Origin of the sequence: Paracoccus sp. S-4012 (assembly GCF_009674885.1) — a bacterium.
Classification (GTDB): domain Bacteria; phylum Pseudomonadota; class Alphaproteobacteria; order Rhodobacterales; family Rhodobacteraceae; genus Paracoccus.
Map to the genome: position 1 here is coordinate 124,405 of NZ_WKKA01000008.1, position 14,668 is coordinate 139,072.

Here is a 14,668-nt window from a genome sequence, read left to right on the forward strand (position 1 = left end):
ATGCGCTTCAAGGCAGCGTCAGCGGGCCTCGCGGCGGCGCTCGCGGCCACGGCCGCGCAGGCGGACGACACGCCCGACAAGTATCCGGGATCGGTCCTCTACAGCGCGCCGGTCGAGGTCGCGCCGGGCATCTACAGCGCCATGGGTGCGACGCAGCCGCCGACCTACGAGAACGCGGGCCACAACAACAACCTCTCCTTCATCGTGACCACGGACGGGGTCGCGGTGGTCAATGCCGGGGCCTCGTGGAAGCTGGCCGAGGCGCTGCACGAGGAGATCCGCAAACTCACCGACCAACCGGTCAGGCTCGTCATCGACGAAAACGGGCAGGGGCATGCGATGCTCGGCAACGGCTACTGGGCCGCGCAGGGCGTCCCGATCCTCGCCCATGAGGACGCCGCGGCCGAGTTCGAGAACGTCGACGGCCCGCGCGGCCTCGAGGCGCTGAAGGGCTACGCGCGCGAGAACGCCGAAGGCACGACGATCGTGCTGCCGACCGAGACCTTTGCCGATCGCAAGGAAATCCAGATGGGCGACACCCGGATCGAGGTGCTCCATCTCGGTCCGGCGCATTCGCCCGGCGACACCCAGGTCTGGCTGCCCGACAGCAAGGTGCTGATCGCGGGCGACATCGCCTTCTCGGAGCGGATGCCGCCGATCTTCCAGGGCACCTGCACCCTCCTGCTGGATCGAGACCTTCGAGACGCAGCTCGAACCGCTCGGGGCCGAGATCATCGTGCCGGGCCACGGCTCGCCCACGGACCTTGCGACGGTGCGCCACGGGACCGTCGATTACCTGAAGGACCTGCGCGAGAAGATCAGCCAGCACCTCGACGAAGGCGGCGATCTGGCGAGCGCCTACTATGTCGACCAGTCCGAATGGGCCTACATGGACACCTTCGAGGAACTGGCGACGAGAAACGCCGGGGTGGTCTTCTCGGAGATGGAGTTTGAGTAGGCCTCAGGCGGTGGCACGGCGGACACCCTCGCGCGGCTGGTCCACCAGGTAATCCGTCGCCATGCCGCCGAGCCACATCGAGAACAGCGCCACCCAGGCGGTCAGCGCGAAGATCGAGCTGCCGGAGACGCCGTTGCCGATCGAGCAGCCCCCCGCAAGCATGCCGCCGAAGCCCATCATCACCGCGCCGAGGATCGCCCGGCGGGTCTGACCGGGGCTCTCGAAGGTCTGGAACCGCAGCGTGCCGCCGATCCATGCCGCCGCGAAAGCGCCGATGAACACGCCCGGCACCAGGCCGATGTCGAAGCTCCAGCCCTGGAACGGGGCCAGCATCGCCATCAGGGTGTTGGCGGACGGCCCTGTAAAGGTCACCGAGGTCACCGACACCGGATCGAAGGCGACCTGCGAGAGGCTGTAGGTGAGGAAATACCCGATAGCCACGGTCACACCGACACCGGCGCCGAAGATCAGGATGCTCGGCCCGACCGCGTTTTTCCAAGCGAGGTATAGCGCCAGAACGGCGCAGACGCAGCCGAGCGCAAGCCCGGTCCACTCCGGCAGCCCCAGCCCGGCGATGAGCTCGACGTTGCGGCCGTCGGGCGTCGTCCAGATCATGGCCAGCCGGTTCCGCAACTCGGCCAGCATGCCGTAAAGCGCCATCTGTGCGGTGACGGCGAAGACCAGCCCGGAGAGGATCGAGCGCAGGTTCCCCGTCGCGGCGAGAACCAGCAGCCGCCCCGGACAGCCGCGCGCAAGGATCATGCCGGCGCCGAAGATCAGCCCGCCGATGATCGCGCCGCTGATGCTGCCGGTGACAGCGATCATCCGGGCCGTCTGCGGCTCGAACCAGCCGCTCAGGCGCGCGAACTGGACCCAGACGACAGCGGACGAGAAGGTGAGCAGCCAGACGGCCATCCGCGGGCCGAAATTTCCCCGCGCGAACTCGACGGTCGCGGCGCGCAGGCAGAAGGCCGAGCGCTGGGCCGCCGCGCCGAACAGGATGCCGACGATCAGTCCCGCGAGGGCCGCGGCGGGCAGGTCGCCAAGCGTTTCGGCGATTGCGGCAAGGTCCATGCCGAAGCTCCTCGTCACCCGGCCTGTCCTAGCAGCCGCGGCGTCACCGCGCCACCGGCCGGCGCCTGCGTCCGCCGTGTCATCGGGTCTCACCTGGAGCGGCCGGCGGCAACGGACTGTTTCAGCGCAACGCCGCTTGCGGCTGGAGCAACGCCGCCACACGATTCAGCGTCACCCCCGACAGGTCGGGGACGACCAGCTCGGCCGCCGACAGATCCTCGGCGCCCATGTAGCGCCCCGGCGCGACGATGCAGGCGATCCCCGCTCCCTGGGCGGAGCGCAGGCCGTTGAGCGAATCCTCGACTGCAACTGCCCGCCCCGGACCGATGCCCAGCCGGTCGAGCGCCAGCCGGTAGACATCCGGCGCAGGCTTCTTCGCCGCGACCTCGTCGCCTGCGGCGATCACGTCGAAAAACCGCGAGGCCGGACGGTCGAAAAGCGCCAGGCTCAGCGCCTCGATGTTCGGGCGCGAGGTGGTGGTCGCGACGGCGAGCTTCAGGCCGGCCCGTCGCGCAGCCTCGATCAGCTCCGCCACGCCGGGGCGCGGCGCGATCGCGCCATGCGCCATCAGATCGGTATAGCGAAGCGTCTTGTCGGCGTGCAGCGCGGCGATGTCGAAGGACGCGGGATCGCCGCCCTCGTCGAGGATGAAGCGGGCCAGCCGTTCCTTTCCGCCCGTGGTCCGGAGCAACGCGCAGTAGCGGGCTGCGTCCCAGGACCAGCCGAGGCCGGCCGCTGCGAAGCAGTCGTTGAAGGCGCGGCGGTGCAGCTCCTCGGTCTCGGCCAGCGTCCCGTCGACGTCGAAGATCAGCGCCTCAAGCATCGTCCATCTCGACCGCCGCCCCCGCCGCCGCGCGGATGGCGCGGATGTTCTCGCCATAGACCTCCGGGCACCCGACTGAGCCGCCGCGGAACACCGCCGAGCCCGCGACCAGCACGTCGGCGCCCGCCGCCACGACCAGCGGGGCGGTGCCCGGATCGACGCCGCCGTCGATCTCGATATGCACCGGCCGGTCGCCGATCATCTCCCGCAGGCGGCGGATTTTCCCGGTCATGTCGATGAACCGCTGGCCGCCGAAGCCGGGGTTCACGGTCATCACGCAGACGAGGTCGGCGAGGTCGAGCACATGCTCCACCGCCTCGGCGGGCGTGCCGGGATTCAGCGCCACGCCCGCCTTGCAGCCCGTCGCCCGGATCGCCTGCAGCGTCCGGTGGATATGCGGCCCGGCCTCGACATGGGCGGTGATGAGATCGGCGCCGGCCTCGGCATAGGCCTCGATGAAGGGGTCCACCGGCGCAATCATCAGGTGCACGTCCATGAGGGTAGTGACGTGCTTGCGGAAGGCGGCAACGGCGGGCGGGCCGAAGGTCAGGTTCGGCACGAAATGGCCGTCCATCACGTCGACATGCACCCAGTCGGCGCCCTGCGCCTCAATGGCGCGGATCTCGCGGCCGAAGTCGGCGAAATCGGCGGAGAGGATCGAGGGCGCGATGCGGATGCGGCGGTCGAAGATCATGCTTGGCTCCCTCACGCGGCGGCGGTGCGCTGCGGACCGCGCTCGACATCGAGCCCGCCGCGGAAGACGCGGCTGGCGCGGATGTCGGCTTCCGTGATTGTGGACAGCGTCGCCGCGTCGATCGGCCCCTTCGCCTCGTTGAAAAGCCGGTTCGCCTGCCGCAACCGCGCCCGATCGAGCGCATTCCTGACCGAGCGGGCATTGGCGAAATGCGGCTGGGCGCGGCGGGTGGTAATGTATTCGGCCATCGCAGCCCGCGCCTGCGGGTCGAGGGCATAGCTCTGCTGCGCCAGCATCGTCTCGGAGATCTGCAGCAACTCGGCGTCGGAGTAGTCGGGAAACTCGATGTGATGCGCGATGCGCGAGCGGAAACCGGGGTTAGAGGCGAAGAAGCGGTCCATCCGGTCGGGATAGCCTGCGAGGATCACCACCAGATCGTCGCGGTTGTTCTCCATCACCTGCAGCAGGATCTCGATGGCTTCCTGTCCGTAGTCGCGCTCGTTCTCGGGCCGGTAGAGGTAATAGGCCTCGTCGAGGAAAAGCACGCCGCCCATCGCCTTCTTCAGCACTTCCTTCGTCTTGGGCGCGGTATGGCCGATATATTGCCCGACCAGATCGTCGCGGGTGACGGTGACCAGATGGCCCTTGCGGACATAGCCGAGGCGGTGGAGCAGGTCGGCCATCTTCAGCGCCACGGTCGTCTTGCCGGTGCCGGGATTGCCGGTGAAGGACATGTGCAGCGTCGGCGTGCCGGTGGCGAGGCCCATCTGCTGACGGGCCTTGTCCACCAGCAGGAGCGCCGCGGTCTCGCGGATGCGGCTCTTGACCGGAGCGAGGCCGATCAGCGCCTCGTCCAGCTCGCGCAGCACGTCGCGGACCCCGCTTTCCTCGAACGAGGCGGTCAGATCGACATGGGTGACGGGCGCGGGACCAGTGTCTTTGCTCATTTCGGACCTCGTGGGGTCGGGGAAAAACCTCCGGGCGGCGGGGGATGGCCGCCCGGAGTCCGGGAACGTCTCAGGCGTAGCGCGCACCTTCGGGCTCGCGCGCGGCGTAGCTCTCGATCGTGTAGCGGACCACGCGGCCCGCGCCCTCCTGGCGGACGAGGCGGAAGCCCGGCTCCTGCGCGGGGCGGTTCACGATGAAGCCCATCCGCATCGACTCCCATCCGGGCGAGGCGTCGAAGGCGATGACGCGGATGTATTTGCCGCCGTGTTCCTTGCGGCATTCGTTGACCTCGAAGACCACCGCCGCGGCGTCGCGATTGTCGAACATCGGATGGCCCCACATCTCCCAGTAGGTGTTCCGGGGATGCGGGTCGTCGGTGTATTCGACCGAGACGGCCCAGCCGTTGTCGATGGCGTATTGGGCCTGGACGCGGATGTCGTCGTCGGTCAGGTCGGGAAGGAAGCTGAATTGTCCCTGACGCAGTTTCATGGCTGATCTCCTGTGCGGGTGGTGCGTGCGAGCACGCACCCTACGGGGCGGGTCGGGTGCGTGCTCCGCACGCGCCGCTGCGGGTCACATCGACACTTCGGGCGTCGGGGCGAAGTCGGGCGAGTCGGTCGAGGCGTAGTCGAAAGTCACGTCCTTCCAGACATCCAGCGCCTGCTTCAGCGGCGTGCAGGTCCGGGCCGCGTCGCGCAGGATGTCCTCGCCCTCGTTCCAGATGTCGCGTCCGGCGTTGCGGGCGAAGACCATCGCCTCGAGCGCCACGCGGTTCGCGATCGCGCCCGCCTGGATGCCCTGCGGTGCCGCCGCCGAACTGCAGCACCACGTCCTCGCCCAGATAGGTCAGAAGCTGATGCATCTGCCCGGCATGGATGCCGCCCGAGGCGACCGGCATCATCTTGTTCAGCGAGGCCCATTCCTGGTCGAAGAAGATTCCGTTCTCCAGGGCCATCGGGTTCCGTTCTTCGCGGAAGATGTCGTAGTAGCCCTTGGTCGCCGCGGGGTCGCCCTCGAGCTTGCCGACGACGGTGCCGGCATGCAGGTGATCGACCCCCGCCAGCCGCATCCATTTGGCGATGACCCGGAAGCTGACGCCGTGGCTGCGCTGCCGGGTGTAGGTCGAATGGCCCGCGCGGTGCAGGTGCAGGATCATGTCGTTCGCCCGCGCCCATTTCGCCATCGACTGGATCGCGGTGTAGCCGATCACCAGGTCGATCATGACGATGACCGAGCCGAGCTCCCTGGCGAAATTCGCCCGCTCGTACATCTCCTCCATCGTCCCGGCGGTGACGTTGAGATAGGTGCCCTTCACCTCCCCGGTCGCCGCCGAGGCGCGGTTCACGGCCTCCATGCAGTAGAGGAAACGGTCGCGCCAGTGCATGAAGGGCTGGCTGTTGATGTTCTCGTCGTCCTTGGTGAAGTCGAGGCCGCCCTTCAGGGCCTCGTAGACCACCCGGCCGTAGTTGCGCCCCGAGAGGCCGAGCTTCGGCTTCACGGTCGCGCCCAGCAGCGGGCGGCCGTAGCAGTTGAGCCGCTCGCGCTCGACCACGATGCCGGTCGCGGGGCCCTGGAAGGTCTTCACATAGGCGACCGGCAGGCGCATGTCCTCGAGCCTGAGCGCCTTCAGCGGCTTGAAGCCGAAGACGTTGCCGATGATCGAGGCGGTCAGGTTCGCGATCGAGCCGCCCTCGAACAGGTCGAGGTCATAGGCGATGTAGGCGAAGTATTCGCCGGGGCTGTTCGGCACCGGGTCCACCCAATAGGCCTTGGCGCGATACTTGTCGCAGGCGGTCAGGCGATCGGTCCAGACCACCGTCCAGGTCGCGGTCGAGCTTTCGCCCGCCACCGCCGCCGCCGCCTCGACCGCGTCCACCCCGTCCTGCGGCGTGATGCGGAACAGCGCGATCACGTCGGTGTCTTTCGGCTCGTAGTCGGGTTCCCAGTAACCCATCTGGGCGTATTTCAGCACCCCCGCGGCGTAACGCTTCTTCGCATCGCCAATGGTCTTGCTCATCGTCTCGGACATGTCGTTCATGTCGTTTCCTCCTCTCAGGCGGCCTTGGCCGGGGTTGCGGCGGCGTCGAGCGCCCCCGAGGCGTAGCGGGTGGCCATCTCGTCCATCGCGATGACCCGGATCGAGCTTGCGTGGCCGGCGGTGCCGAAGGCTTCGAACCGGTCGCGGCACATGTCGCGCATGGCGTCCATGGCCGGCTTGAGGAACTTGCGCGGGTCGAACTCGCGCGGGCTTTCCTGCGCCACGCGGCGGAACTGGCCGGCCATCGCCATGCGGCAGTCGGTGTCGATGTTGACCTTGCGCACGCCGTGACGGATGCTGCGCACGATCTCCTCTACCGGGACGCCGAAGGTCTGCGGCATCTCGCCGCCGTGCCGGTTGATGATGTCCTGAAGCTCCTGCGGGACCGAGGACGAGCCGTGCATCACCAGATGCGTGTCGGGCAGCCTGCGATGGATCGCCTCGATCACGCCGATGGCGAGGATGTCACCATCCGGCTTGCGCGAGAACTTGTAGGCCCCGTGCGAGGTGCCGCAGGCGATGGCGAGCGCGTCGACGCCGGTGCGGCGGACGAAATCCACGGCCTGGTCGGGGTCGGTCAGCAGCATGGACGGGTCCAGCCGACCGGTCGCGCCATGCCCGTCCTCGGCCTCGCTCTCGCCCTCGAGCGCGCCGAGGACGTCCAGCTCCCCCTCGACGCTTGAGCCGACCCAGTGCGCCATGCCCGCCACCCGCGCGGTGATCGCGACGGTGTAGTCGTAGTCGGCAGGCGTCCTGCCGTCGGCCTCGAGGCTGCCGTCCATCATCACGCTGGTGAAGCCGTGGCGGATCGCGCTCAGGCAGGTGGCCTCGTCATTGCCGTGGTCCTGGTGCATGCAAATCGGGATGCGCGGATACATCGCCGCGAGCGCCTCGATCATCTTCGCCAGCATGATGTCGCCCGCATAGCTGCGCGCGCCGCGGCTGGCCTGCATGATGACCGGCGCGTCGGTGGCCTGCGCGGCCTCCATGATCGCGAGGCCCTGCTCCATGTTGTTGATGTTGAAGGCCGGGACGCCGTAGCCGTGCTCGGCGGCGTGGTCCAGAAGCTGTCGCAGCGTGATCAGCGCCATTCTCTCACTCCTCGATCAGGTTGCGGGCGCAGGCGGCAACGGCCTCGGCCGTGATGCCGAAATGACGGTAGAGGTCCGGGGCAGGGGCCGAGGCGCCGAAGCCGGTCATGCCGATGAAGCCGTCGGTGGTGCGCAGCACCGGCCCGTCCCAGCCCTGCCGGATGGCGGCCTCGATGCCGACGCGGGGGGCAACGCCCAGGACTTGCGCCCGGTACTCGTCGGGCTGGCCGGCGAACAGCTCGAAGCTCGGCGCGCTGACCACGGCGGCGGCGATGCCGTCGGCGGCGAGCAGGTCCGCGGCGGCCAGCGCGATCTCGACCTCCGAGCCGGTGGCGATCAGGGTCACGTCGCGCGGGCCGGGGTCACGCAGGAGATAGCCCCCGCGCGCCGACAGGTTCCCGGCCGCAGCCTCGCGGATGCAGGGCAGGTTCTGGCGCGACAGGGCCAGCAGCACCGGGCCAGCGGTCGCAGCCATCGCGATCTCCCAGGCCTCGGCCGTCTCCACCGCGTCGGCGGGGCGGATCACGGTCAGGTTGGGGATCGCGCGCAGGCTCGCCAGATGCTCGACCGGCTGGTGCGTGGGCCCGTCCTCGCCGAGGCCGATGCTGTCATGCGTCATCACATGGGTGACGGGCACCCCCATTAGCGCCGAGAGCCGGATCGCAGGCCGCGAATAGTCGGCGAAGGCGAGGAAGGTGCCGCCATAGGCCCGAAAGCCGCCATGCAGCGCGATGCCGTTCATCGCCGCGGCCATGCCGTGCTCGCGGATGCCGTAATGGATGTAGCGGCCGCCATAGTCGCTGCGCGTCACCGGACGCATGTCCTTCGTCCGCGTCAGGTTCGAACCGGTCAGGTCCGCCGAGCCGCCGATCGTGTCGGGCAGGACCGCATTGACCACGGCGAGCGCCATCTCCGAGGCCTTCCGGGTGGCGACGCGGGGCCGCTCGGCGATCAGCTTCGCCTTGTGCTCGGCCATCGCGGCCCTCAGCGCGTCGAGCCCGCCGCGCGCCTGCGCGCTGTCCAACTCCGCGACGAGAGGGGAGGCATCGTGGCGCCGCTGCCAGTCGGCCCGCGCCGCAGCGCCGCGTGCCGCTATGGCGCGCCAGTGGGCGTAAGCGGCAGGCTCGATCACGAAGGGCTCATGCGGCCACTCCAGGTGCAGCCGCGCGGCCGCGATCTCGTCAGCGCCAAGCGGGGCACCGTGACAGTCGGCCCCGCCCTGCTTGTTCGGCGCCCCCCAGCCGATCACCGAGCGGCAGGCCACCAGCGACGGGCGCGGGTCCTTGCGCGCAGCCTCGATGGCGGCCGCGATCTCCTCCGGCTCATGCGCGTCGCAGCTGACGGTGTGCCAACCCGCGGCGGCAAAGCGCGCCATCTGGTCGGTCACGAAACGGTCGAACAGCACCGCCGCCACATCCGCCATGCCCATCGGCATCCCCGGATGGCCGCTGTTCGCCGCCTGCACCGCATCCATCGCCAGCGCGCGGATGGCGTTGGCCATCGTCCGCCCGGCCATGTCGCATGTCTTGACGCTCGTCTGCACGTTCATGGGATCACGCCTTCCTCGAGGTATCGACCAGCCGCAGGATCAGCGGGGTCAGGATCAGCTGCATGGCAAGGTCGAGCTTGCCGCCGGGAATGACGATGGAGTTCGCGCGGGTCATCCAGGAGCCCTGGATCATCGTCGTCAGATAGGGAAAATCGATCCCGCGCGGGTTGCGGAAGCGGATCACCACGAGGCTCTCGTCCGCCGTCGGGATCCAGCGGGTGATGAAGGGGTTGGAGGTGTCCACCACCGGCACCCGCTGGAAGTTGATGTCGGTCTGGGTGAACTGCGGCGTGATGCAGTGCACATAGGCATGCATCCGGCGCAGGATCACGTCGGTGACGGCCTCGGTCGAGTAGCCGCGATGCGCCCGGTCGCGGTGGATCTTCTGGATCCATTCCAGGTTGATGACTGGCACCACCCCGATCTTCAGGTCCGCGAGCGCCGCGAGGTTCACCTCGTCATTCGCCACCGCCCCGTGCAGTCCCTCGTAGAACATCAGGTCCGAGCCGCCCTCGAAGGCCCGCCAGGGCGTGAACTCGCCCGCCTGCACGCCCCAACGCTCGGCCTCCCCGGCGTCGTGGACGTAGTTGCGGGTCTCGCCGGTCCCGGTCTCGCCATAGCTGCGGAACACCTCCTCCAGCTTCGGCAGCTCATTGGCGTCGAAGCTGAAATGGCTGAAGCTGTGGTCGCCGGCGGCGGTGCGCCGCTCCAGCTCGGCCCGCATCTCGGCGCGGTTGTAGCGGTGGAAGGCGTCGCCCTCGATCGAGACGGCGGTGATCCCCTCGCGGCGGAAGATCTGCTCGAAGGTGTGCTTGACCGTCGAGGTTCCTGCGCCCGAGGAGCCCGTGACCGAGATGATGGGGTGCTTGCGGGACATTCGTCAGCTCCGGAACAGGCCGCGGCGGGCGACGAGCGCGGAGGTCTCGGCGGCGTCGAGGTCGTGATAGGTGGCGACGCGCGCCACCTTCTCGCGCGAGCCGAAGACCAGCGGCGTGCGGGCGTGCAGGCAATCGGGCACAAGGTCGAGGATGCGCTCGCAGCCGTCGGTGGCGCTGCCCCCCGCGGCCTCGACCCGCCAGGCGATCGGCGCGCATTCATAGACCAGCCGCGGCCGTAGGTCGGCCGGTCGTCGCCGGGGTAGAGGAAGATCCCGCCGCGCACGAGGATGCGGTGCGCCTCCGCCACCAGCGAGGCGATCCAGCGCATGTTGAAGTCGCGCCCGCGCGGCCCCTCGGCCCCGGCCACCATGTCGTCCACATAGGCGCGGATCGGCTGCGGCCAGTGGCGGTAGTTCGAGGCGTTGATCGCGTATTCGGGCGAATCGGCCGGGATCGGACCGCCGCCCGGCAGCGGCACGAAGCACCCCGCGGCGGGGTCGAGCAGCAGCCGCCGCACTCCGGTCGAGGTCGCCACCGCCATCAGGCATTGCGGCCCATAGATGCCATAACCGGCCGCCAGCAATTCGCGGCCGGGCCGCAGCACGCTCGCCTCCGCCGTCGCGGCCGCCGGGTAGAGCCCGACGATCGAGCCGATCGAGACATTGGTCTCGATGTTGGACGAGCCGTCCAGCGGGTCGATGACGAGGGCGAGGCTGCCTTCCGGGTTCAGCGTCGCGACCGCGCTGCGCTCCTCGCTGGCGTAGAACCGCACCGGCGAGGCTGCCAGCGCCGTGGCGAAGGCCTCGTCGGCGATCAGGTCGAGCGCCTTCTGCCCGTCGCCGCCGCAGTTGATACCGACTTCCCCCGCCAGTTCCCCGTCGAGGCCGCCGCGGGCGATGCGCCGAGCGATCCCCGCGGCGACCGCGGCCAGCCGGGCCAGTGTCTGGGCGATCTCCTCCGGCAGACCGGAGAAGGCCTGCGCGCCCCGGGGCGTGTGGTCGTTCATCTGATGGTGGCTCCTCTCCTGAGGACAAGGCTTGCGCGGAACGGATGTTCAGGGGAATTTGATTATCAGGAACCGTCTTTCAGGATTCTTGAATGCTTTGTGCCGATGCCCTGACCCTCAAGCAGCTTCGCGCCCTGCTGGCGGTGGCTGAAACCCGGTCCTTGACAGGGGCAGCGGCCCGCCTCGGGCTGACCGTGCCCGCGGTCCATGCCCAACTCGCCGGCCTCGAATCGGCGCTCGCGGGTGCGGCATTCGACCGCAGCGACCGCTTCGCGCCCACCGACGAAGGTCGCGCGCTGATCACCGCGGCGCGCACGGCGGAGGCGGCACTTGCCCGTGCCGCGGCCGAGGTCGCGGCCCTGCGCCGGGGGGACGCCGGCCGGGTGGCTCTCGGCGTGGTCTCGACGGCCAAGTATTTCGCTCCGGGCCTCGTTCGCGCCCTGACCGACGCCGTGCCGGGAGCCGAGATCACGCTGCGGGTCGGCAACCGGGCGGAGACCATCGCGGACCTGGCCGCGAACGCCGTCGATCTCGCCATCATGGGCCGGCCCCCGCGCGAGCCGCAGGTGGACGCGACCCCGCTCGGGCCGCATCCGCATGGCATCCTGTTGCCGCCGGATCACCGGCTGGCGGGCCGCGCCGCGGTGACGGCGGCCGACCTCGCCGGCGAAACCTTCATCGCCCGCGAGCCCGGCTCGGGCACCCGCATCCTGATGACCCGCTGGCTCGACCGGATCGGCGAGGGGCGCGAGTTCCGCACGCTGGAGATGGACAGCAACGAGACGATCAAGCAGGCGGTCATCGCCGGCCTCGGCATCGCCTTCCTGTCGCTGCACACGGCGGCCGAGGAGCTGCGGGGCGGCCGCCTCGCGCTGCTCGGCGCGCCCGGCCTGCCGATCCAGCGGACCTGGTATCTGGTTCACCGCCAGGACGAGCCGCTGAGCCCGCTCGCAACGCGCATCGCCGCACAGATCGCGGCACGGGCGCCGGTTCTCCTGCCGGCGCTGACCGGAACGCCCTGAGCCGATCGGCCGCGCGCCGGGGCGGGTCAGGACGAAGATACAGGCATCACCGCGCCTCGAAGGCGCCGCATGCCATGCGCGCGCCGCCCTGGCGCCCGGCGACGCCGCTGTAGTCGTCGGCCTCGGCATGCATGATGATCGAGGCGCCATCGGCGTCGCTCAGCATTGCCGGAGCCAGATGCGGGGCGAAGTACTCGACCGTCAGCGCGCCGCTCTCGGGGAGGTGCAGGTTCGGCAGATCGCCCGGATGGGCGGCGTCGCCCGAGACGACCGCGGCATGGTCGTGGCCGACGGACGCGTCCGCGGCTGCCGGCTGGGCATGGCTGCCCGCGGCCTGCGCGTGCCCCGCGCCGCCCATATGCGGCCCGGCGGCTGCGAAGCCCTCGCCCGAGCAGTCGCCGATCTCGTGGACGTGGATCGCCTTCACCCCCGGCTCGAAGCCGCTGACGGTGATCTTCAGATGCACGCCGCCCGAGGGCATCGGCGCGGCCTCCACCCGGCCGACCTCGCCCCCGTCGGCGTTCTTCAGCACGGCGTCCCAGGCCTCCGCGCCATGGCCGTTGGCGGCGCCGCCGGCGAGGGCGAGCAGCAGGGCGGCGGTCGAGCAACGGAACTGCAGCTTGGTCATGGTCGTCTCCTTTTCACTCTGCGGGGGCGATGGCGGGCGAGGGTTCCGGTGCGCGGGCCGGCAGCCGGTGGCGCACGGCGAGGTACAGCGGTGGCACCAGCAGCAGGTTCAGGATCAGCGAGCTCATCATCCCGCCGAACAGGACCAGCGCCACGGCGCGCTGATACTCCTTGCCCACGGGGTCACCGATCAGCAGCGGAATGACCGCGAGCGCGGTGGTGAGCGCCGTCATCATGATCGGCAGCAGCCGCTCCTGCGCGCCCTTCACGGCGATCTCGCGCGGGGCGAGGTCGGTCTCGCGCTCCAGCGTCTCGTAGCGCGACAGCAGCAGGATGCCGTTTCGCGCCGCCACTCCGGCAAGGGCGATCAGCCCGACGGTCGAGGCGACGTTGAGGCTGCTGCCGCCGAGATGCAGCATCAGCGCCCCGCCGAGCAGCGCAAAGGGCACGTTCAGCGCGACCAGCGCGGCGAAGGCCGGGGTGTGGAATGCGAGGCCGAGGAGCAGCAGGATCAGCAGGATGCTGAGGCTGCCCGACCACATGAGGTTGGCCGAGGCGCGCTGCTGGCCGACCCAGTCGCCATCGAAGGCAATGCGGTAGCCGGGCGGCAGCGCCACCTGCGCGGCGATGGCCTCCTGCGCCGCCGCCATGACACGGCCGAGGTCGCCCGTGGTGTTCCACTGCACGACCGCGCGGCGCTGCCCGTCTTCATGCGAGATCTGGTAGCGATCCTCGGTCGGGGCGATGCTGGCCACGGCCGAGACCGGCACCGTCGCCCTCGAGGCGCTGCGCAGCGGCATCGTGACAATCGACTCGATGTTGGCGCGCGTGGCCGCGTCGCTGCGGACCACGAGGTCGAAGCTGCGATCGCCCTCGACCACCTTCGAGACCGGAACGCCGTTCAGCGCCTGCCCGACCTGGCGCACGATCTCGCCGGGGGCGAGCCCGTAGAGGGCGGCGGCGGCGCGATCGACGCGGATGTCGTAGCCGGGGATCATCAGCAGCGGCTCGGCCTGCAGATCGACGATGCCGTCGATGTCCGACACCGCCGCGAGAATGTCGGCCTGCAGATGCTCCAGCGTCGCGAGATCGGCGCCGAACACCTTCACCACCACCTGCGCGCGGACCCCCGACAGAATCTCCTGCATGCGGTGGGTGATGAACTGCGAGACGTTGACCGCGACGCCCGGGACCACCGACAACGCCTCGCGCATCTGCGCCATCGCGCCCGCCGCGTCCCGCAACTCGGGGTCGAGGGTCACGTCGAACTCGGCGAAGTTGACCGGCTGGACGTCCTCGTCAAGGCGCGAGCGTCCGGCGCGCTGGCTGACGCTGATGACGCCGGGCACCGCCGACACGATCCGCTCGATCTGGGTGCCGAGGCGCATGTTCTCGCCGAGCGAGCTGCCGGGCATCATCGTCGTGGCGGGCTGGGCGATGGCACCGCAGGGCAGGGCGGCCAGCGCCAGCGCGACGATGCGCGCCACCCGCCGCCGGACTGAAGCCGCTTCCGTCATCTCAATCGTCCGGCCGGATCTCGAAGCGGGCCTCGTTCGGCTCTCCGTCCGGCGCGATGGTCTGGAAGATGAGCCGGTCGCCTTCCGCCGGCTGGATGCGCTCGTCCTTCACCTCGAGCATGTGGTCCCCGGCAGGCACGAGGTCGAGATCGAGGCGCTGATCGTCGTGCTGGACCGCCACCGTCGCCGCCATGCCGTCGGTCGGCACCGGCGCGCCGTCGATGTCGGTCAGCCAGACCGTCATGGCCCCGTCCACCGGCGCGAGTTCGACATGATAGTCGCCGGCAGAGCCGAAGAGGCCGCCGTTCGGACCCAGCGTCCACGCGGCATGAACCTCGTCGCCATGGGCGAAAGCGGCGCCGGGAAGCGCGAGGGCGAGGGCGGCTGCGAAGACGGCGGCGGCGCCGCGACGGGGATTGCGAAGGCAGGACATGCGGAAAACC

The 14,668-nt window shown here is 69.8% G+C and carries 12 protein-coding genes and 3 pseudogenes; 2 read left to right on the forward strand and 13 right to left on the reverse strand.

The features are described 5' to 3' along the window. Positions 1-958 (forward strand): annotated as a pseudogene (locus GI374_RS12255) (MBL fold metallo-hydrolase). A 3-nt stretch (positions 959-961) separates the two neighbouring features. On the opposite strand, the gene GI374_RS12260 reads toward GI374_RS12255, so the two are convergent. The 10 genes and pseudogenes from GI374_RS12260 to GI374_RS12305 form a co-directional block, all read right to left on the reverse strand. Next, on the reverse strand, positions 962-2,032 hold the full coding sequence (locus GI374_RS12260) for a YeeE/YedE family protein (RefSeq protein ID WP_154337360.1): 1,071 nt from the start codon (positions 2,030-2,032) through the stop codon (positions 962-964). Between the two features lie 121 nt (positions 2,033-2,153). Then, complete coding sequence (locus GI374_RS12265; protein ID WP_154337361.1) at positions 2,154-2,855, reverse strand: HAD-IA family hydrolase; 702 nt, start codon at positions 2,853-2,855, stop codon at positions 2,154-2,156. After that, complete coding sequence (rpe, locus tag GI374_RS12270; protein WP_154337362.1) at positions 2,848-3,549, reverse strand: ribulose-phosphate 3-epimerase; 702 nt, start codon at positions 3,547-3,549, stop codon at positions 2,848-2,850. Before rpe ends, GI374_RS12265 begins: the two co-directional genes overlap by 8 nt. A gap of 11 nt (positions 3,550-3,560) precedes the next feature. Beyond that, a complete protein-coding gene (cbbX, locus tag GI374_RS12275) occupies positions 3,561-4,496 on the reverse strand; it encodes a CbbX protein (protein ID WP_154337363.1) in 936 nt (311 codons plus the stop codon). A gap of 70 nt (positions 4,497-4,566) precedes the next feature. Next, positions 4,567-4,986 carry a ribulose bisphosphate carboxylase small subunit gene (locus tag GI374_RS12280; RefSeq protein WP_154337364.1) on the reverse strand — a complete coding sequence of 140 codons (420 nt, stop codon included), beginning with the start codon at positions 4,984-4,986 and terminating at the stop codon, positions 4,567-4,569. A gap of 84 nt (positions 4,987-5,070) precedes the next feature. Then, positions 5,071-6,514: pseudogene (locus GI374_RS12285) on the reverse strand (form I ribulose bisphosphate carboxylase large subunit). A 35-nt stretch (positions 6,515-6,549) separates the two neighbouring features. Continuing rightward, a complete protein-coding gene (fba, locus tag GI374_RS12290) occupies positions 6,550-7,626 on the reverse strand; it encodes a class II fructose-bisphosphate aldolase (protein WP_154337365.1) in 1,077 nt (358 codons plus the stop codon). Positions 7,627-7,630: 4 nt separating this feature from the next. Then, positions 7,631-9,175: a transketolase C-terminal domain-containing protein gene (locus GI374_RS12295; protein ID WP_154337366.1), complete on the reverse strand. Its 1,545-nt coding sequence runs from the start codon at positions 9,173-9,175 to the stop codon at positions 7,631-7,633. 4 nt (positions 9,176-9,179) lie between these two features. Continuing rightward, positions 9,180-10,052 carry a phosphoribulokinase gene (locus tag GI374_RS12300; protein WP_154337367.1) on the reverse strand — a complete coding sequence of 291 codons (873 nt, stop codon included), beginning with the start codon at positions 10,050-10,052 and terminating at the stop codon, positions 9,180-9,182. A gap of 3 nt (positions 10,053-10,055) precedes the next feature. Continuing rightward, a pseudogene (locus GI374_RS12305) lies at positions 10,056-11,059 on the reverse strand (class 1 fructose-bisphosphatase). Positions 11,060-11,151: 92 nt separating this feature from the next. On the opposite strand from GI374_RS12305, the gene GI374_RS12310 reads away from it, so the two are divergent. After that, positions 11,152-12,081, forward strand: a complete 930-nt coding sequence (locus GI374_RS12310; protein WP_154337368.1) for a LysR family transcriptional regulator — start codon at positions 11,152-11,154, stop codon at positions 12,079-12,081. A gap of 46 nt (positions 12,082-12,127) precedes the next feature. Here the strand turns inward: GI374_RS12310 and GI374_RS12315 are convergent, their stop codons facing one another. The 3 genes from GI374_RS12315 to GI374_RS12325 are packed head-to-tail and all read right to left on the reverse strand — an operon-like array spanning position 12,128 to position 14,658. Further along, positions 12,128-12,709: a superoxide dismutase family protein gene (locus GI374_RS12315; RefSeq protein WP_154337369.1), complete on the reverse strand. Its 582-nt coding sequence runs from the start codon at positions 12,707-12,709 to the stop codon at positions 12,128-12,130. A 13-nt stretch (positions 12,710-12,722) separates the two neighbouring features. Next, on the reverse strand, positions 12,723-14,195 hold the full coding sequence (locus GI374_RS12320) for an efflux RND transporter permease subunit (RefSeq protein WP_195759912.1): 1,473 nt from the start codon (positions 14,193-14,195) through the stop codon (positions 12,723-12,725). A gap of 31 nt (positions 14,196-14,226) precedes the next feature. Further along, the gene (locus GI374_RS12325; protein ID WP_154337371.1) at positions 14,227-14,658 is read right to left on the reverse strand and encodes a hypothetical protein; all 432 of its coding nucleotides are present in this window, start codon (positions 14,656-14,658) and stop codon (positions 14,227-14,229) included. Between the last annotated feature and the right edge of the window lie 10 nt (positions 14,659-14,668).